The 19,531-nt window shown below is 38.0% G+C and carries 18 protein-coding genes; 14 read left to right on the forward strand and 4 right to left on the reverse strand.

All coding sequences use genetic code 11. From position 1 onward, the window contains the following. Nucleotides 1–26: 26 nt before the first annotated feature. Complete coding sequence (locus ACWPWS_RS16950) at nucleotides 27–3,122, forward strand: efflux RND transporter permease subunit (RefSeq protein WP_454047308.1); 3,096 nt, start codon at nucleotides 27–29, stop codon at nucleotides 3,120–3,122. Further along, the gene (locus ACWPWS_RS16955; protein ID WP_454047309.1) at nucleotides 3,112–4,377 is read left to right on the forward strand and encodes a TolC family protein; all 1,266 of its coding nucleotides are present in this window, start codon (nucleotides 3,112–3,114) and stop codon (nucleotides 4,375–4,377) included. Before ACWPWS_RS16950 ends, ACWPWS_RS16955 begins: the two co-directional genes overlap by 11 nt. 202 nt (nucleotides 4,378–4,579) lie before the next feature. Here ACWPWS_RS16955 and ACWPWS_RS16960 read toward each other — a convergent pair whose 3' ends face one another. After that, nucleotides 4,580–5,035 carry a DUF1801 domain-containing protein gene (locus ACWPWS_RS16960; protein WP_454047310.1) on the reverse strand — a complete coding sequence of 152 codons (456 nt, stop codon included), beginning with the start codon at nucleotides 5,033–5,035 and terminating at the stop codon, nucleotides 4,580–4,582. 112 nt (nucleotides 5,036–5,147) lie between these two features. After that, nucleotides 5,148–7,640, reverse strand: coding sequence for a GEVED domain-containing protein (locus tag ACWPWS_RS16965; protein ID WP_454047311.1), 2,493 nt, complete (start codon nucleotides 7,638–7,640; stop codon nucleotides 5,148–5,150). A gap of 226 nt (nucleotides 7,641–7,866) precedes the next feature. Between ACWPWS_RS16965 and ACWPWS_RS16970 the strand changes: the two genes are divergently transcribed. The 4 genes from ACWPWS_RS16970 to proC all read left to right on the forward strand — a co-directional run bounded on the left by ACWPWS_RS16970 (nucleotide 7,867) and on the right by proC (nucleotide 11,748). Beyond that, nucleotides 7,867–9,072 (forward strand): pyridoxal phosphate-dependent aminotransferase, encoded by a 1,206-nt coding sequence (locus ACWPWS_RS16970; RefSeq protein WP_105701883.1) that lies wholly within the window; start codon nucleotides 7,867–7,869, stop codon nucleotides 9,070–9,072. 10 nt (nucleotides 9,073–9,082) lie between these two features. Then, complete coding sequence (locus ACWPWS_RS16975; protein ID WP_454047312.1) at nucleotides 9,083–9,568, forward strand: hypothetical protein; 486 nt, start codon at nucleotides 9,083–9,085, stop codon at nucleotides 9,566–9,568. Between the two features lie 3 nt (nucleotides 9,569–9,571). Then, on the forward strand, nucleotides 9,572–10,585 hold the full coding sequence (gene murB, locus ACWPWS_RS16980) for a UDP-N-acetylmuramate dehydrogenase (RefSeq protein ID WP_454047313.1): 1,014 nt from the start codon (nucleotides 9,572–9,574) through the stop codon (nucleotides 10,583–10,585). A gap of 359 nt (nucleotides 10,586–10,944) precedes the next feature. Further along, nucleotides 10,945–11,748 carry a pyrroline-5-carboxylate reductase gene (gene proC / locus ACWPWS_RS16985; protein WP_454048200.1) on the forward strand — a complete coding sequence of 268 codons (804 nt, stop codon included), beginning with the start codon at nucleotides 10,945–10,947 and terminating at the stop codon, nucleotides 11,746–11,748. Here proC and ACWPWS_RS16990 read toward each other — a convergent pair. Continuing rightward, nucleotides 11,745–12,149 carry a VanZ family protein gene (locus ACWPWS_RS16990; protein ID WP_454047314.1) on the reverse strand — a complete coding sequence of 135 codons (405 nt, stop codon included), beginning with the start codon at nucleotides 12,147–12,149 and terminating at the stop codon, nucleotides 11,745–11,747. The two genes, proC and ACWPWS_RS16990, sit on opposite strands and share 4 nt — an antisense overlap. A 56-nt stretch (nucleotides 12,150–12,205) precedes the next feature. Here ACWPWS_RS16990 and lnt point away from each other — a divergent pair, with 56 nt between their 5' ends. Further along, nucleotides 12,206–13,840, forward strand: coding sequence for an apolipoprotein N-acyltransferase (lnt, locus tag ACWPWS_RS16995; RefSeq protein ID WP_454047315.1), 1,635 nt, complete (start codon nucleotides 12,206–12,208; stop codon nucleotides 13,838–13,840). A 174-nt stretch (nucleotides 13,841–14,014) separates the two neighbouring features. Here the strand turns inward: lnt and ACWPWS_RS17000 are convergent, their stop codons facing one another. Next, the gene (locus ACWPWS_RS17000) at nucleotides 14,015–15,724 is read right to left on the reverse strand and encodes a T9SS type A sorting domain-containing protein (RefSeq protein WP_454047316.1); all 1,710 of its coding nucleotides are present in this window, start codon (nucleotides 15,722–15,724) and stop codon (nucleotides 14,015–14,017) included. Between the two features lie 243 nt (nucleotides 15,725–15,967). On the opposite strand from ACWPWS_RS17000, the gene rpmB reads away from it, so the two are divergent. The 7 genes from rpmB (at nucleotide 15,968) to ACWPWS_RS17035 (ending at nucleotide 19,511) form a co-directional block, all read left to right on the forward strand. Then, nucleotides 15,968–16,210: a 50S ribosomal protein L28 gene (rpmB, locus tag ACWPWS_RS17005; RefSeq protein ID WP_002976757.1), complete on the forward strand. Its 243-nt coding sequence runs from the start codon at nucleotides 15,968–15,970 to the stop codon at nucleotides 16,208–16,210. Between the two features lie 6 nt (nucleotides 16,211–16,216). Then, a complete protein-coding gene (gene rpmG / locus ACWPWS_RS17010) occupies nucleotides 16,217–16,399 on the forward strand; it encodes a 50S ribosomal protein L33 (protein ID WP_027373683.1) in 183 nt (60 codons plus the stop codon). A 20-nt stretch (nucleotides 16,400–16,419) separates the two neighbouring features. Next, a complete protein-coding gene (locus ACWPWS_RS17015; protein WP_065722020.1) occupies nucleotides 16,420–16,569 on the forward strand; it encodes a DUF4295 family protein in 150 nt (49 codons plus the stop codon). A gap of 82 nt (nucleotides 16,570–16,651) precedes the next feature. Then, the gene (locus tag ACWPWS_RS17020) at nucleotides 16,652–17,599 is read left to right on the forward strand and encodes an MBL fold metallo-hydrolase (protein ID WP_454047317.1); all 948 of its coding nucleotides are present in this window, start codon (nucleotides 16,652–16,654) and stop codon (nucleotides 17,597–17,599) included. 142 nt (nucleotides 17,600–17,741) lie between these two features. After that, on the forward strand, nucleotides 17,742–18,209 hold the full coding sequence (locus tag ACWPWS_RS17025; protein ID WP_454047318.1) for a RidA family protein: 468 nt from the start codon (nucleotides 17,742–17,744) through the stop codon (nucleotides 18,207–18,209). 15 nt (nucleotides 18,210–18,224) lie between these two features. Next, nucleotides 18,225–19,178: a signal recognition particle-docking protein FtsY gene (gene ftsY / locus ACWPWS_RS17030; RefSeq protein ID WP_047425904.1), complete on the forward strand. Its 954-nt coding sequence runs from the start codon at nucleotides 18,225–18,227 to the stop codon at nucleotides 19,176–19,178. 72 nt (nucleotides 19,179–19,250) lie between these two features. Beyond that, nucleotides 19,251–19,511, forward strand: a complete 261-nt coding sequence (locus ACWPWS_RS17035) for a GlsB/YeaQ/YmgE family stress response membrane protein (RefSeq protein ID WP_050019846.1) — start codon at nucleotides 19,251–19,253, stop codon at nucleotides 19,509–19,511. The last annotated feature ends 20 nt before the right edge of the window (nucleotides 19,512–19,531 follow it).

Below are 19,531 nucleotides of genomic sequence, written 5' to 3' on the forward strand. Positions count from 1 at the left end.
TGTAAAATGATGCGAAATCAGAAACTATGAAAAAATTACTTACAATCTCTATACAGAAGAGATGGCTCATGCTTGCCCTCTTCCTTTTACTGGGGTTCTTTGGATATTATTCCTGGACCAGATTATCCATAGAAGCCTATCCTGATATTGCCGACGTAACTTCCCAGGTGGTAACACAGGTCCCTGGACTGGCCGCTGAAGAAGTAGAGCAGCAAATCACCATTCCCTTAGAAAGATCACTGAACGGTCTTCCGGGAATGCATGTAATGCGCAGCAAAAGTACCTTCGGACTTTCCATTATCACTATAGTTTTTGATGATGGCATAGATGATTACTGGGCACGCCAGCGTATTCAGGAAAGACTGACAGATGTGGATCTTCCTTATGGTGCACAACCGGGATTAGATCCCCTCACCTCTCCTATTGGCGAAGTATATCGTTATATTATCGAAAGTAACAACCACAGCCTTCGGGAATTGACGGATTTGCAAAAATTTGTCATCATTCCCAGGATCAAACAGGTTTCAGGAATTGCTGATGTAACGAATTTCGGGGGAATTACCACCCAGTTTCAGATTGAGCTGGATCCACATAAGCTTGAACAGTATAATCTTTCCCTGTCAGAAGTAACAGAAACGATTTCCAAAAACAATGTAAGTGCCGGAGGAAGTATGCTTCCCCGTGGAAATCTAGCCTATGTCATCCGTGGAATAGGATTGGTAAAAGATTTAAATGATCTTGGAAAAATTGTGGTAAAAACACAAAACGGGGTTCCTGTTTTTCTGAATGATGTGGGAACTCTGAAATACGGAAACCTGGAAAGAAAAGGAATTCTTGGCTACACAGACCGGAAACGTAATTATTCTGAAAGCGTGGAAGGAATTGTTCTTTTACTGAGAGGGCAAAACCCTTCACAAGTATTGGAAGGAGTGCATGAAGCAATCGAAGAACTGAATAACGAAACACTGCCTCCCGGTGTAAAGATCCATCCTTTCCTGGACAGAACAGACCTTGTCAAAACAACGCTTACAACAGTTTCCCATACGCTTACTGAAGGAATTGTATTGGTTATTATTGTACTGATTGTATTTCTCGGGAGCTGGCGCGGAGCATTGCTGGTAGCCATTACCATTCCGCTTTCTTTATTATTTGCTTTTATATTAATGCATTTCACCAATATTCCGGCCAACCTGCTTTCACTGGGAGCTATTGATTTTGGAATCATTGTAGACGGAGCTATTGTCATGCTGGAAACCATACTGAAGAAAAGGGAAGAAAATTCTGAAGAAACACTGGAAGAAAAAACGATAACCCAAAGAGTGATTGAAGTGGCAAAACCTATTTTCTTTTCAACCATTATTATCATTACAGCATACCTTCCATTATTCGCTTTTGAAAGAGTAGAAAAAAAATTATTTACCCCCATGGCCTTTACTGTAGGATATGCCCTATTGGGAGCACTCGCCGTAGCATTACTTCTGATTCCGGGATTAGCGTATGTAATCTATCGAAAACCCCAGAAAATCTATCACAATAAATGGCTGGAGAAAATAAGTACCGCCTATGGAAAGCGCATTGAAAAAATAATGCAGGCTCCCAAAAGAGTCATGATTCCTATTACAATAGTCTTAGTATCTGCCGGAATTCTGTCCTACAATGTCGGAAAAGACTTCCTTCCGGAGCTGGATGAAGGTTCTATCTGGCTTCAGGTACAGCTGCCACCCGGAATTTCTTTAGCTAAATCAAAAGAAATGAGTGATACCTTACGTGCCCGCACTTTAAAACATCCTGAAATTACTTATATGATGGTTCAGGCTGGTCGAAATGATGACGGTACCGACCCATGGACAGCTTCCCATTTTGAAGTTTCAGTCGGGATAAAACCTTACAGCGAATGGCCTGCAGGAAAAACAAAAGCAGACCTCATCAAAGAACTCGCAGCAGATTATAAAGATATGCCTGGATTCACCGTAGGATTTTCACAGCCTATGATTGACGGAGTAATGGACAAAATCTCAGGAGCTCACAGTGAACTGGTGGTAAAAGTATATGGAGAAGATTTTAAAGAAACCAGACGTATTGCCGAAAATGTGTTGTCTACTTTAAACCAAATTCCGGGTTCGGCAGACCTTGCCATAGATCAGGAACCTCCATTACCTCAGCTGCAGATTATCGCCAACAGAGACAAAATTGCTCAATATGGCTTGAATGTAGCTGATGTTGCCGACCTTATTGAAGTGGCATTGGGAGGAAAAGCCATTTCCCAGATTTTTATTGGCAATAAAGTCTATGATATTTCATGCCGTTATACGGAAGACAGCCGTGATACTCCGGATAAAATCGGAAATCTGATGCTTACCTCAGCTTCCGGAGCTAAAATTCCTTTATCTCAGGTATCAGAAGTGAAATTGAGTACTGGTGAAAGTACCATTACCCGGGAAATGAATAAACGACACCTTACCGTTAAGCTGAATTTAAGAGGAACGGATCTTTCTTCATTTTTGAAAAAAGCACAGGATAAAATTGAAAAAGACATCCAATATGACCATGAGAAATACCAGATCAAATGGGGCGGACAGTTTGAAAATCAAAACAGAGCTTATTCCAGATTGGCGTTTATTGTTCCGCTGGCATTGGCAATTATGTTCCTGTTATTGTATGGTGCATTTGGAGATTTCAGACAGGCTTTGGTGCTGATGTCTATTGTTCCACTGGCATTATTTGGCGGAATGCTGGCACTCAACATACGGGGAATGTCCCTGAATGTATCTTCGGCAGTAGGATTTATCGCATTGTTCGGGGTTGCCATTCAGAATGGAGTTATTATGATTTCTCATATCAACGATCTGCGCAAGAAAGGATATGAACTGAAACAGGCTGCCATCAAGGGAGCAAAAGACCGTTTCAGACCTGTATTGATGACCGCAACGGTAGCTGTAATTGGATTATTCCCGGCATCACTGGCTACAGGCATCGGTTCGGATGTACAGCGTCCACTGGCAACGGTAATTGTCTACGGGTTAATGTTCTCTACTATTTTAACACTTTTCGTGCTGCCGGCTATTTATTTTATGGCTGAACGCCGCCACGAAAAACAAAATTTGAAATCAGATGAAAATTAAAATTCATGTTATCATATTATCTGTAGTATGGTTTAGTATTACAGAGATAAAGGCACAGGAAAAAGAGCTTTTGCAATTTGAAGAATACCTGAGTCTTGTGGGAAATAAAAATCTTGGATATGCTTCTCAAAAATACAATGTAAGTATGGCTGAGGCTGCCATTCAGACCGCTAATATGTTTCCTGATCCCCAATTGGAAATGGAAACCACCAATAATGGAGTGAATCAAAATATGGGCTATGTCTATGGTACATCAATCGGCTGGACGCTTGAATTGGGTGGTAAAAGAAAAGCCCGGGTAAATCTGGCCAGAAACCAATCTGAACTGAGCAAAATACAACTGCAGGATTTCTTCAGGAATCTTCGTGCAGATGCCAGTTTAGGATACATTGATGCTTTAAAATCAAAAGCTTTGCTTGAAGTACAGCAGGATTCTTATAAAAATATGCAGCAGCTGGCAAAATCCGACAGTATCCGGTATCGTTTGGGAACCATATCATTAGTGACTTCCAAACAGAGTAAACTGGAAGCGGCTTCTTTACTCAATGAAGTATATCAGGCTGAGAGTGCAGAACAACAGGCTCTCACCAGTTTATCAGTATTTCTTGGCGACAGCAAAATAACAGGCAGAGAGGTTGCCGGAGATTTCAATACTTTCAACAGGGATTTCAGTATTGACGATCTAACCTTACAGGCTTTGAATGAAAGAGCCGATTTATTGGCAGCAAGACAAAATACAGAAGTAGCTAAAAGCCAGATCAATCTTGAAAAAGCCAACCGTATTATCGACTTAGGCATCAGTGCAGGAGCAGAACGCCATACAGAAGCAACCAACGAAATTGCCCCTTCTCCTACCGTAAATGCTGTAAAAATGGGTATCAGTATTCCTTTGAAATTTTCCAACAGAAGAAATGCAGGATTGAAGATTGCAGAAATGGCGCATTCTCAGGCAGAAGTTGAATACAAACAAATCGAACAAAGCATAAAAGCAGAAGTGATGCAGGCCTACCAGCAATATACAGCAACTCAGAAACAGCTCAGACAGTTCCAAAACGGAATGCTTTCAGAAGCACAAAGCATCTTAGAAGGAATTACCTACAGCTACAAAAGAGGAGAAAGCTCTATTCTGGAAGTGCTGAATGCCCAAAGAACTTACAATAATGTCCGGAAAGATTATTATCAGGCTCTTGCAGATAATGCCGCGGCTTTGATTGAGCTGGAACGGAAAGCAGGAATCTGGGATATTCATTTTTAGAAAGGGAGAGGGAAGCTGGAGGATGGAAGTTTCTGAAAGCCGATGAATAAATACATACCATTTAATTAACTTTTTAATGCAAAAAAAATATACCATCAAACGATAATCAATGATTTTAAAATACAAATACTACCTCCAGCTTCAGACTTCCAGCTTCCAGCATAAAAAAAGCTCTGAAATCAAGTAGATTTCAGAGCTTTTTTTATTTCTTATACTGAGATTCATAAATTTTGATCCAATCATCAGCAGTCATTTTTTTACTGAGTTCAGCAATCAGCTCAAAAGGAATATCATCTACTTTTTTAAAACGTATGCATGATTTACCCATATCCAGCTTTTTTTTGGAGTGTTTAGGATATTCTGCCACAAACCAGTCGAGAAGTTCCGGTGTGGAATACAGTCCCATATGATACAGCGCTATAAAATTCTTCTGAGAAGCAAGATTGATGAATGGCAGCGGTGTCCCGGGCGCACAGTGATATCCGGCAGGAAATGTTGCCAAAGGAACGACCCAACCAATCATCCCGTAATTTGTGGCTTCTTCGAAACCTTTAGGAAGGTTGTCATTCACGGTATCATAAAGCTTTTTGAAGGCTTCCTGTCTTTCTTCAGGAATTTTTGAGATATAATCCTCTATGGAAACTGACTGAATCTGCATATGGTAATTTTTTCTAAAATACGAATATTTTTAGATTATTATTCAAACAAATCATAAAAAAAGGCAGCCACACGAATGCAACTGCCTACAGAAATTATTAACTCAAAAAATTTTATTTCTTAATGGCTTTTACTGTTGATTTTGAGCCATCTTTAAAGTTCATTGTTACTAAATATAAACCAGCATTCAATTCAGCTAATTGAAGTTCTGTAGTTGGGTTATCAATAGTTTTCACTACTCTTCCCGCTACATCTGTAACAGTTACAGATTTAACATCTTTGATATCTGCAATATGAAGAACATCTTTGAAAGGATTAGGATATACATTCACTTCTTTTTTCTTCAGATGGGTTTCTGAAGTTGATAATGAAGTAGCTACTTCAAAGGTAAAATCAATGAATTCTCCTCTTGAGATCGCTGAACAAGGGTTTGATGGTGCTGTACTGTTATAATCAGTTACTACTCTCATTCTATAACTTCCAAGAGGTGTTCCCGCAGGTACCGTAATAGTTCCGGAAGCATTTGTTATATAAGTGTTAGTAACAAACATTCTTTCTGAAGCTTCAAAAGTCAGATTATTATTCCAGTCTACCCAAACTGCTATTCCACATGTAGGGCCTCCTGCAGTGAAAGACACTGAAGTGTCAGATCCCGGAGCATTGATGATCTTGTTATTGCTTGCTATTAAGTTTTGATATCCACCTGCAACACTTGAACCGGATGAATACGTCATATTTACCAATCCTCCGGTAGAACTGAAGTCAGACAGCCATGAGTTCTGTGAAGTTGATGAAGGCAGACAGTAACCTGTTCTGAATGCTGTAACATCACTCCAGATACTTTTGTCACTGGCACTACATGCAGATCTTACCCATGCATAGTAATTCGTATCAGTAGATAGAGAGCTCAGCGGTGCTGAAGTCGTAGCAGAAGTTGCAGAGTTGGAAGCGTTCAAAACAGTAGATGCATCAGGTGCAGTATTCGTTGTACTGTAATATACTTCATATCCGTTGGCAGGAGCAGAAGCTGGTGCCGTCCAACCGATCGTTGCTGTATTCATTGTCACGTTTGATGATGTAACAGCAGTTGGCTCAAGACAAGAAGGAATATCCTGAACCGTAATATTATCAATATAAATAGAACGTGAAGAACCTCCCAATCCATGTTTAAATGCCAGTTGCAAATCAGAACCTGCAGGAATATTAACGGTATATTGTGTATGAGTAGTAGTTAAGGTCATAGGTGCTCCAATCTGTGTAAAAGAAGCAGGATCTGTAGGATTCGAAAGTGTTCCCACTAATAATGTATAATTACTTCCCCCCGCTTTTGCATAAAATCTTACGCGCTTCGTACCATCTGAAAGATTTATAGTAGGAGGAGCCACTAACATTTGGCTGCCTGTAGTCCCACTTGAATTATTCATATAATAAGAATTAGGAGCTGAATAGCTATTGGATGCTGCTACATATCCATATCCTGCAAATGAGGCACTCTCCAGATATGCCCAACAGCTTGGAGCATTCGTATTTGAAGTGGAACCTGTACTTGTTGTATCAAAGTTTTCAGTATATGGAACAGTGAAAGTAGAACAAGCTGTTTTAAATGTTCCCGCAAAAGACCATACACTTTGGCTGGTAGCAGTATTACAGTTGGATCTCACCCAATAATAATAGGTTGTATTGGAATTAAGACCTCCAATAGTTGTACTTGCACCTGTTACCCCCGGATAAGTAGGCGTTACTGAGCTTACCGGTATTGTACTGGAAGTACTGTGGTATACATCATAGCTGGCAGCACTGCCTGTCCATGAAACTAAAGCTGAGTTTGCTGTGATTCCGGAAACTGCCTGCAATACAGGAGGTGCACAATCAGAATAAGCATCTGCTGAAAAAGCAAAAATATTCGGTATCCCTGAACCACTAACTTTAGTTACGGTTACACTTTGTACTAGTTTTGCCTGATTTGCTGCATCTATTGCCAATTCAGCCTGATATAATCTCGGATTGGTTCCCCCTTCAGGAGAAGGCACATCATCACCACTGGCTGGAGTAGCCCCCGGCTTTTTAATCCTTCCTATTCCCTGTATCGCAAAATTAGATCCATTATACCAGTCTGAAAGACTTATACTTGAAAATGTCTGCGAACTGCCGTCGGTAAAATTAACCACTACACTTACCGTAGAAGTACCACTTCCACTTACAGCAAGCATATAGAGTTTGATCGCTGCCTTTGGTGTTGTAAATGCCAAAGTTCCGTTATCACTGGTTGCAGCCAATCTTAGAGAATTATTTGCATTTAAACTTGCCAGTTGAAAGCTTAATCCGGGAGTTGTTCCCACTACAGAATTAATGAGCCCATCTACAGGAATACCATACGTAATCGCTGCACTTGTAGAAGTCAGCTGAAAATCTTTCGCTACAAAAGCGTATGAAACTCCATCTACGTCATTATTTGTAGAAATTGTTGAAGAACCGATACCGTTTGCAATTACATCAGCGGTTAAGCCTGAAGCAATCGGCATGGTCTGATAATTTTGAGCCATAAGTACACTGGCTGAAAACAGAGCGACAGCAGGTACCACTCTAGAAAATAAATTTATTGCCATTTTAATCACATTTGTGGCGAAATTTAGTAAAAATAACAATACAAAAAAGTTTTTTTTGATTAAAAAATAAAATAATTTCGAAAAAGATCAAATATTAATATTTAACATACACAAAAATTAGCAGAAGTAAAAAAAAATTAAAGAACATTCTCCTATTTCTTAATTGACTCTTAATTTTATTATTGAGAAATTAAATCCTATTTTTGTCATACAAATTTTTTGAACAATGCCGAATATTTCAAACAGAGCACTGCATATGCCGCCATCGCCGGTAAGAAAACTGGTTCCCTTTGCGTTACAAGCAAAACAGAAAGGAATAAAAGTATATCACCTTAATATCGGACAGCCTGATATTGAAACTCCGGAAACAGCATTAAATGCTTTAAAAAACATCGATTTAAAAGTATTGGAATATGCGCTTTCTGAAGGAAATATTGAATACAGAAAAGCCCTTACAGAATACTACCATTCATTAGGTTTCTCAGATCTTACCCCTGACAACTTTATTGTTACCAATGGAGGTTCTGAAGCCCTGAACTTTGCTATCTCTACTCTATGTGATGAAGGGGATGAAGTGATTATTCCTGAGCCTTACTATGCCAACTACAATGGTTTCACCAGTACATTTGATGTGAATGTAGTAGCAGTACCTTCTACAATTGACACAGGTTTTGCTTTGCCTCCTGTTGAGGAATTTGAGAAAAAAATTACAGAAAAAACAAGAGCAATCATTATCTGTAACCCTGGAAACCCTACCGGATATCTTTATACGCGTGAGGAGCTTCAGAAACTTGCAGAAATTGCTCTGAAATACGATATTGTAATCATCTCTGATGAAGTATACAGAGAATATGTATATGACGGAAAGCAGCAGATCTCCATGCTTGATTTCCCTGAATTAGCGGAAAACTGTATCATCATTGATTCAGAATCCAAGCGTTACTCTATGTGTGGAGTAAGAATCGGATGTATGGTGACCCGCTCTAACAAAATCCGTAATGCAGCCATGCTTTTTGCACAGGCAAGATTAAGCCCGGTTCTTTTGGGACAGATTGCAGCCACAGCAGCACACCAGAACGATGGTCCTTATATCAGAGCAGTAAGAGAAGAATATACCCACAGAAGAAATGTATTGGTAGATCTTTTAAATGCTATTCCTGGAGTTATCTGCCCTAAACCAAGAGGTGCTTTCTACTGTGTTGCAGAGCTTCCGGTAGATGATACTGAAAAGTTTGCTCAGTGGCTGCTTGAAAAATATGCTCTTAATAACGAAACTATCATGGTTGCTCCTGCAGGAGGGTTCTACAGCAATCCTGAATTAGGTAAGAAACAGGTGAGAATTGCCTATGTTCTGAAAGAAGAAGATTTAAAAAGAAGTGCTGAAATTCTTAAAGAAGCTTTAAAGAAGTACAGAGAAGAATTCAGTCTGTAAAATATATCCTATGCCGACAACAAAAAAACTCCATCTGAAAATTCTGTTTTCGATTCTTTTGCTGTCGGCATTTTTTTCATGTGATTCCAAAAAGACTGACCAGTCGGCACCCCATAGAAATCCACACGAAATTACATTTATCAGTGTATCTGATATTGGGGGAAGCCTTGGAAATTACAGAATTATCAAAGTCACAAAAGATTCTGTTTTTGCAGAAAAAGGGATAACGGCCCAACAAAGCCATCAGGCATGGGCATCTGCTATCAATCCCGAAGTCTGGAAAAAGCTTGTATCATCAGTCCATATTGTAGATCTTGATCATATAAAAAGTTCTCCCAGCCAACAGTCTGTAGACGGAATAGATGAAACATTCCAGATCCGGACTCCGAAAAAATCCCATATTTATGTAAATGCCTACGCAGATACTTTACATTACAAACAGCTACAGCAACTTAAAGAACAACTAGACAAGATTCTTCCCAAAGAATACAAATAAAACATGCAGGAAAATTTTTCATTAAAACCTTATAACACATTCGGTGTTGAAGCCAAAGCCCATTATTTTACTGAAGTCAGTACTATTGATGAATTAAAAGAGGCACTCATTTTCTCGAAGACGAATTCCCTTCAGCTTCTCTTTTTGGGAGGCGGGAGCAATATTCTTCTTACCAAAGATTTTGACGGTCTTGCTATCCAACTGAATTTAAAAGGAATTTCCGAAGAACACATCAGTGAAAATGAAGTATTAGTAACTGCAAAAGCAGGTGAAAACTGGCATGAATTTGTGATGTACTGCCTGCAAAAAAATTATGGAGGACTTGAAAACCTGTCTTTAATTCCTGGAAATGTGGGAACTTCTCCTATGCAGAATATCGGGGCTTACGGAACAGAGATCAAAGACGTTTTTGTAAGCTGTGAGGCATTGGATCTGGAAAATCTTGAACTGAGAACCTTCAGTCTTGAACAATGCAGATTCGGATACAGGGATTCTATTTTCAAACAGGAAGAAAAAGGCAGATATGTTATTCTTGGAGTCACTTTTAAGCTTACCCAAAAAGAACATCGTATCAAAACCGAATATGGAGCCATCCAATCCGAACTGGAAAATCTTGGCATTAAAAATCCTACGATTCAGGATGTTTCCAAAGCGGTAATCCATATCAGACAAAGCAAACTGCCGGATCCTAAGAAAATCGGAAATGCCGGAAGTTTTTTCAAGAACCCGACAATTCCTCTGGCTCAGTTTGAAGCATTAAAACAGCAATTTGAAAATATTCAGGGTTATCCCAATGGAAACATGGTAAAAGTACCCGCAGGATGGTTAATTGAGCAATGTGGATGGAAAGGAAAGCAGATCGGAAATGCAGCTTCCCACCAACTTCAATCATTGGTGATCATCAACGCTACAGGAAAGGCTACCGGAAAGGAAATTTTTGATTTTTCTACAGAGATCATCAATTCTGTGAAAGAAAAGTTCGGAATAGAACTTGAACGGGAAGTGAATATTATTTAATCTAAAAAATATAAAGGCTGATTCATATGAATTCAGTCTTTTTTTATTTCTTATTATCTTTAAGTATTGGATAAACGCAAAGTCGCAAGGATCTTTTATTTTCTTTGTTATTATTTTAAGGCGCAAGGATTTAATCTTCGATAAAATTTAATACTATTCGATCTTTGGGCTACAAAAGGATTAACCTTATCTTATTTCATTCTCACCCTTGTTGAAAATCTCCGATTTCTCGCGTCTTAAAACAGCATATTATTCAAAATCTTTACGCCTTTGCGCTTACCCAACAAAAATTAATTCAGAACCAATTCATATCCAGTCTCCGGAAAATCATTATTTTAGCTTAAAAATTACAATTTGTGATGAAAATAGCTATTCTTGGAGCCGGAAATATGGGACTTTCTTTTTCAAAATCTTTTTTGAAATACGAACTGATCAAACCTGAACATCTTCATCTTATTATCAGAAGTCAGGAAAAAATCTCCAAAATAGCTGAAGAATTTCCCCAATCTAAAATTTCTACATTTGAAGAAATTCAGGAACTCGATGCTGATTTAATCATTATTGCCGTAAAGCCTCAGGATTTTCATGCCGTTGCTCAAAATATTCAATTTACCTTCAAAGAAAACCAGATGGTTCTCTCCATCATGGCAGGGATTAATATTGAAAAAATTCAGAAATCGCTGAATCATCCATTAGTGGTAAGAGCAATGCCGAACTCTCCTACCCTTTTGGGAATGGGAATTACAGGCTATACTGCGGCCAACGGAATCTCTTTCAGTCAATTAATCAGTATAGAAAGATTATTGAACAGTACCGGAAGATCGGTTTACCTTGAGGATGAGGAACTTCTGGATGGTGTTACAGCTCTTTCAGGAAGTGGTCCTGCCTATTTTTATTATATCATCGATGCCATGATTAAAGCAGGGGTTGAAATGGGAATTGAAGAAAACCTTTCCAAACTTTTTGTAAAACAAACCATGCTGGGAGCGTATCACCTGATTAATAATTCTGACAAAAATCTTGAAGAACTGATTAAAGACGTTGCTTCTAAAGGCGGAACTACTGAAGCTGCTTTAAAAACGTTTGAAGAAAACAGTTTCAAAGAAATTCTGAAACAGGGAATTCTGAATGCCGAAAAACGTGCGAAGGAACTTAATAATTAAACCTTATCAATAGCGCTGCACAATATCCATCCCAGATACACTCCAAAAGTATTCAGGATAATATCATCTACTTCAAATATTCCCATTCTTGTAAAGTACTGAAGAGCTTCTACAATTAAGATACATGAGATAAAACCAAACATCAATGGCTTTAATTTTTTCAGCTCGGGAATCATCCAGCCCAGAAATCCAAAAGGAATAAACATAATAATATTGCCCAAAACAATCGTCACAATATCTACCGTCTTGTGTGGACCCTGAATAAATTTTATCGTAGAAAAAACAGGTTCTACCGTGATAAGATTTTCCTCGTACTGAAATCTGCCCATTCCTAAAAACATCAGATAGAGCAAAAGCAGACTATAGGGAACAATAATGATTTTATATATTTTCTTTAACATTGAACTGCTAATATATTCATTTCAAAAACATTAAATTTGTGTATTAAAATAATTTAATGAAATACGTTCTACTTACACTTATTTCAGCAATGCTGCTGTCGGTTTCATGGCCAACTTATGGAGTTCCGTTTTTTATATTTTTTGCCCTTGTTCCTCTTCTGATGATGGAACATGGAATTTCAAAATTCTCAGATTACAAAAGGAAAAGCTGGGTCGTCTTCGGATTATCTTACTTATGCTTTGTGATCTGGAATGTAGTCACTACAGGATGGCTGTATGGCTCAAAAAACCCTGACGGAAGCCACTCTATGATGGCTGTATTATTCCCGGTACTGGTAAATTCTTTTTTATATTCTTTGGTATTCCAATGTTATCACTGGTACAAAAATGCTCAGGGAACCTATTGGGGATTAGGATTTTTAATTGCCATCTGGATGAGCTTTGAGAAGTTTCATTTGGGATGGGAACTGACATGGCCATGGCTGAACCTGGGGAATGTATTTTCAGACTACCCAAAGCTGATCCAATGGTATGACACATTAGGTGCTACAGGGGGAAGCTTCTGGATTCTTTTGGTTAATGTTTTAATATTCTATACGGTAAGAACCTGGGAAGCCGGAAGAAAAAGAAAAGATCTGATTAAAAACTCTGCTATCGTAGGGGCTTTAATTATCTTACCGATGATTATTTCAGTGATCAAATACAATAGTTTTGATGAAAAGCCTGTCGGGCAGGTAAGCGTTCTGATGCTCCAGCCGGATCTGGATCCTTATGCTGAAAAATATTCGAAAGACAGTCTGACGATAGAACAGGATTTATTGGCTCTTGCTGAAAAAAACTCAACAGGTAAGATTGATTACTATATTGCTCCCGAAACAGCGCTTCCTGGCAGAGGATCTATTTCTGAAACAGCGTTTGAAAAGAGTTTACTTTTAAATAATATAAAAGGATTTTTATCCAATCATCCGGGATCTGTTTTTGCTACAGGAATTTCTTCCCACCGTTTTTTTTATAATCCGGTTGATTTACCTAAAGAAGCCTATCAGATCAATAGCGGTGTTTGGGTAAGCAGCTATAATACGGCGATTCAACTGGTTCCTAACCAAAAAGTTCAGGTTTATCACAAGGGAAAACTGGTGCCGGGTGTAGAAATATTCCCTTATATGAATGTTTTAAAACCATTGCTGGGAGATGCCATGCTGAACCTTGGCGGTACCGTAGCCTCTTTGGGAACAGATAAAGAAAGAGTTGCCTTTTCAAACCCTTACAATAAAGGAAAACTGGCACCGATTATCTGCTATGAAAGTATTTACGGGGAGTTTGTAACAGACTATGTAAAAAAAGGAGCTAATTTCTTAGGAATTATGACCAACGATTCCTGGTGGGGCGTTACAGAGGGACACAAACAACTTCTATCTTACGCGAAATTAAGAGCTATTGAAACCAGAAGAGAAATTGCCCGTGCGGCCAACAGTGGGATTTCAGCACACATCAATGCTAAAGGAGAGATTACTGCTGATACTTTCTATGGTGACCAAACAGCCTTATTCGCAAAGGTAAATCTTTATGATACCATGACATTCTATACCAGAGCCGGAGATATTCTTTCAAGATTTTCCCTATTTGCATTAGGATTTTTATTGTTCTATTACCTGATTGAATGGTTCAAAAAGAAAACAAAGAAAGCGTAGTCTTTAAACACGAATTGCGCAAATCTTTCCACAAATAACACAAGATCTGTGTGATCTGCACGATGAGCGGGAAAATAGAATACTCGCAAATTCTGCAGATTTTTTACATAAAAAAAAAGAAAAGCCAGCTGGACGCCTGGCTTTTCTCATTGATAGAAGATAGAATTGATTCAATTACTTAATCGTAAGTTTTCTGGTGGTTATTTCGTTTTTTATCTTCAGTTTTAATAAATATACTCCTTTAGGTAAATGAGAAACATCAATAGACTGATCTCCGTTTACCTTAATATTCAGTTTTCTTCCGTCCATCGAATACATTTCAGCTTCTGAAACTTTTTCGCCTTTGATATACACTTTATCTGATACCGGATTAGGATAGATAACAAGTTGCTTTTCAGGTTTGATATCCGCTGTTCCCAGCACACTTTGAGCAGAAGCATCAGAATACACTTTTGAAGCATCAATAGATTTTACACTCCAGTATATATTCTGAATGGACGGATCAAGATCCAGAAACCATGATGGTGTGGTTACTACATACTTAGCAATATCATGAGCTCCCTGTGTAGATCCTACGGTAATTTCATAACGTAAGGCATTCACCGGAGTTTTATCATCCGATGCACCACTCCAGGCAAAATTGAACCTGTTTCCATTTTTCGTCATATTCAGCTGAGTAGGTGCAGCAGGTTTTGCATTGGCCGCTGTAGCATTATTTTTAAATACTTTCGTTAGTGAAGGCAGATCAGAAGCAGCCCAGTCGAATCCACCCAGTAATATATCCAGATGATGATCGTTATTAAAATCAAAAAGCTGAACCATCCCCGGACCTCCAAGTTCATGGATGCCCGTTACAATTCCTTCATTAAATGTATTATTGGATGCATTATAGATATACGTTTTCACAACGGCATTATAGTTTTCATTCCCGGAAATGATAAAGTCGTAATACCCATCATTATTAAGATCACCAACACTTAATGCCACATCTGAAATATCCCCTACCGTAATGGTCTGAGCATTCAGTGTACCAGTACCATCATTCATTAAAACGGCAAAATACCCATCATCATTGGCATCCCTTCCAATCACCACAATATCCTGGAAACCATCTGCATTAAAGTCTGCAAAATCTATTTTCCCTACTGCTACGGGAGCAAGATCCTGGGTATGGGTCAGAACCCCTGCCTGATTCATATATACTTTGGATACAGGATCCCCGTTGATATCCGATCCGATAATCACAAGATCCAGAAGATGATCATTATTAAGGTCTACCACTTTAAAACTTCCGCTCTGAGTTCCATCCACCCAGTTTTCCGTCAGAACAAAATCAGTCCCTGTATTTTTATAATAATCTAAACTATTTCCGAAACCTCCTCCATGGGCATATTGAGTTCCATTAATGGCATAATCAGGTTTCCCGTCATGATTAAAATCAAAAACTTCCAGAGAACCATATATTTTACCAGGTAACTCTGCTTCTTTTACAAATCCTGTTCCGGTATTTTTGAATCGGTATTGTTTATAATTAACAACATCCCAATAGCTGAGTCCTGTAGAAACAATATCCATCAGCCCGTCATTATTATAATCAATGAACTTAATATCTCCCAGATGCGTCACATCTGCTCCTAATCCTGCAAACGGTAATAAAGTAGTCCCGTTATTCTGATATACTTCATTGTAGGTACTGTCTACATTTCCATCACCGTCAGAATCAATCGCACCATTGAGTACAATATCCAGTGTACCATTGTTGTCTATATCAGCAATATCAGCTGCTGAATAATAAAAATTATTCATGTTGGTCTGCACCTCAGTAAAGTTCTGGGCCATCAGACTGACAGGCAACATAGACCATAAAATATAAATCCTCCTCATAGTTGTTTTTATTTAGATTAATTAAAAACAAAGATAGAATATTAAATTCTTTGCTTAAAAAAAAGCCTGTATGAAATATATCAGCACTGATTAACTGCTGTATCCCAAGGATTCTACTATTTTAAAAATTCATGATTATTAATCAGTCACTTATTTGCAAATATTTTCTAAAAGATTTGTCTATCTAAAAAATTCTTCGTTATTTTGCACTCTCAAATATTATACAAATAAGAACATCGAGATATGTCAAGAATTTGCCAAATAACAGGAAAGCGTGCAATGGTTGGTAACAACGTTTCTCACGCTAATAACAAAACGAAGCGTCGTTTTGAAATTAACTTATTAGAGAAGAAGTTTTACCTTCCGGAGCAAGATAAGCACGTTACACTGAAAGTATCAGCTCATGGATTGAGAGTGATTAACAAGATTGGAATCGAGGAAGCTATTGAAAGAGCTACTAGAAACGGATTGATTAAAAAGAATTAATAAATCATGGCAAAAAAAGGAAATAGAGTTCAAGTAATCCTTGAATGTACAGAGCACAAAGAAAGTGGTATGCCAGGAATGTCTAGATACATTTCTACAAAAAATAAAAAGAACACTACAGAGAGATTGGAATTGAAAAAATACAATCCTGTTCTTAAGAGATCTACCCTTCACAAAGAAATTAAGTAATTTATAAATAATAACTTACCATGGCAAAGAAAGTAGTAGCAACCCTACAAACTGGGTCTAAAAAAATGACTAAAGTGGTGAAAATGGTTAAGTCTTCTAAATCAGGAGCTTACGTTTTCGAAGAAAAAGTAATGAATGCTGACGAAGTAGATGGTTATTTAAAGAAATAATCTGTACTTTGTTTACAATATAAAAAACTACTCATATTTTGTGAGTAGTTTTTTTGTTATTTTTATGCTTAAAAACATACAAATGAAATCGTTGTTTACGCTGCTTTTGGGCACCATTATTTTCTGTCCCATTTGGGCTCAAAGTATTAAAACAAATACAAATAAAGGGGTCGTCTTAACGGTCCTTGGAAATGTACAGGATGCAGGTTCACCACAGGCAGGCTGTAAGAAAAGCTGTTGTGCTGATCTTTGGAAACATCCCAGACAAGATCGGAAAATTATATCAATGGGAGTCATTGATTACGATCTGCAAAAAAATTATATTTTCGATAGCAGTCCTGATTTCACTTCACAACTTCAATTATTACAGGAAAAATCCGGGACATTGGAAAAAACAGCTCCGGATGGAATTTTTATCACGCATGCCCACATCGGCCATTATACAGGTTTGATGTTTTTGGGAAGAGAAGGTATGAATTCTAAAAATATTCCGGTGTACGCTATGCCGATACTTAAGAAATATTTTGAGAATAACGGACCCTGGTCACAATTGGTTCATTTAAAAAACATTGAGATCCGGGAAATGAAGAATGAAGTGCCATTACAAATAAATCCTCATCTTCAGATCACTCCTATTTTAGTGCCTCATCGGGATGAATACTCCGAAACAGTAGGATACTTAATTCAGGGACCTCATAAGAAGGCTTTATTTATACCCGATATTGATAAGTGGAATACATGGAAGCACAGCATTACAGATTTCATCAAAAAGGTTGATTATGCATTTTTAGACGCCACGTTTTATGACGCTGAAGAAGTAGGCTTCAGAGATATCTCAGAAATTCCCCATCCATTTGTAACGGAAAGTATGGAGCTTTTTAAAAACCTGCCGGTTCAGGAAAAAAAGAAAATCTACTTTATTCACTTCAATCACACCAACAAACTTTTAATTCCGGATAGCCAACAGAGCAAAACGGTTCTGGCCAATGGATTTAATATTGCAAGACTTGGAGATACGGTAGAACTATAATTTTAAATAAGAAAAAGATACACAATATAACGGGCTTAACGTGGTGAGATAGTCTATATTTTATAGATAATGTAAAAAAAACACTCATTTTTTGGGTAGTTTTTTTGCTATCTTTGCTCACCAGATTATTAATCAGCAAAATATGAAAAAGATTCTTGTTCTGTTATGTACAGCAACTTTTCTATTTTCATTCAGTCAGAAAACAATGAACCCTGTAGAATATAAAAGTTCGCCGAAAGTTTTCAACATAAAAGGATTATCTCAGTCAGTAAGTATTGACTGTGGCAGTTCTAAAATGGTTTTATTATCCGGACAGGTGCCTCTGGATCTGGAAGGTAACCTAGTGGGAAATACTATTGAAGATCAGGCACAGCAGGTTTTCAAAAATATTGAAAACATCCTGAAAGAATATGGAGGCACAGGAAAAGATATTATCAAACTGGTAATCTACACCACAGATATCAAAAAAACAGCTGATTTCAGAAAAGTGAGGGATTTGTATGTCAATCTTCAAAATCCTCCTGTAAGCAGCCTTGTGGAAGTGAGCAGGCTTTTCAGAGATGATGTGCTTATAGAAGTAGAAGCCACAGCAGTGATTAAAAATAAATAAGAATAAACTAAAACTATGAGTTGGTTTAAAAATATTTTCAAAAAAGAAGAAAAAGAAACTTTAGACAAAGGGTTGGAAAAATCCAGTCAGGGATTCTTTGAAAAAATGACGAAAGCCGTAGTCGGCAAAAGTAAAGTAGATGATGAGGTACTTGATGATCTTGAAGAAGTACTGATTGCTTCCGATGTAGGCGCCTCTACTACCATCAAAATCATAGGAAGAATTGAAGAACGTGTTGCCAGAGACAAATATGTAAGCGTTAACGAGCTTGATAAAATTCTTCGTGATGAGATTTCAGGATTATTGCTTGAAAATCCTCATGCCGGTACAGGAAATATCGACACTTCCAAAAAACCTTATGTCATCATGGTTGTAGGAGTGAACGGAGTGGGCAAAACAACAACTATAGGAAAACTGGCTCATCAGTTCAAATCAGAAGGTAAAAAGGTGGTTCTTGGTGCTGCTGATACCTTCAGAGCGGCTGCTGTAGACCAGCTTGTCATCTGGAGCGAAAGAGTGGGTGTTCCTATTGTAAAACAGGAAATGGGCTCTGATCCTGCTTCCGTAGCATTTGACACTGTACAAAGTGCGGTTGCACAGAATGCGGATGTAGTAATCATCGATACAGCAGGAAGACTTCACAATAAAATCAACCTGATGAACGAACTTTCCAAGATCAAAAGAGTAATGCAGAAAGTAATTCCTGATGCCCCTCATGAGATCCTGCTGGTACTTGATGGTTCTACAGGACAGAATGCTTTCGAACAGGCAAAACAGTTTACCGCTGCTACAGAAGTAAATGCATTAGCAGTAACCAAACTGGACGGAACAGCCAAAGGAGGTGTTGTAATTGGTATCTCCGATCAATTCCAAATTCCGGTTAAATATATTGGTGTAGGCGAAAAAATGCAGGATTTACAGCTTTTTAATGGTACGGAATTTGTAGACTCATTCTTCAAGAAAAGATGATTTATATCATGTTTTCCCTTATATTAGTAAACAAATCATTTTTAAATATTAACAATAAAAAAATTTGCAACTATGGGAATATTAACATGGATCTTATTTGGTCTTATTGCAGGTGCTATCGCTAAAATGATCATGCCGGGAACTCAGGGAGGAGGATGGCTTATCACTATTATCCTGGGAATTCTGGGAGCGTTTATAGGAGGAGCTATAGGAGTTTACATTCTACACTGGGGAGATGTCACTTCATTCTGGAATCCTAGAAGCTGGATTCTCTCAATTGGAGGCGCTTTAATTATCCTCTGGATTTACGGAATGGCAACAAAGAAAAGCTGATATTAACGCTGATAAAAAAT

The organism is Chryseobacterium sp. Marseille-Q8038 (assembly GCF_965111995.1).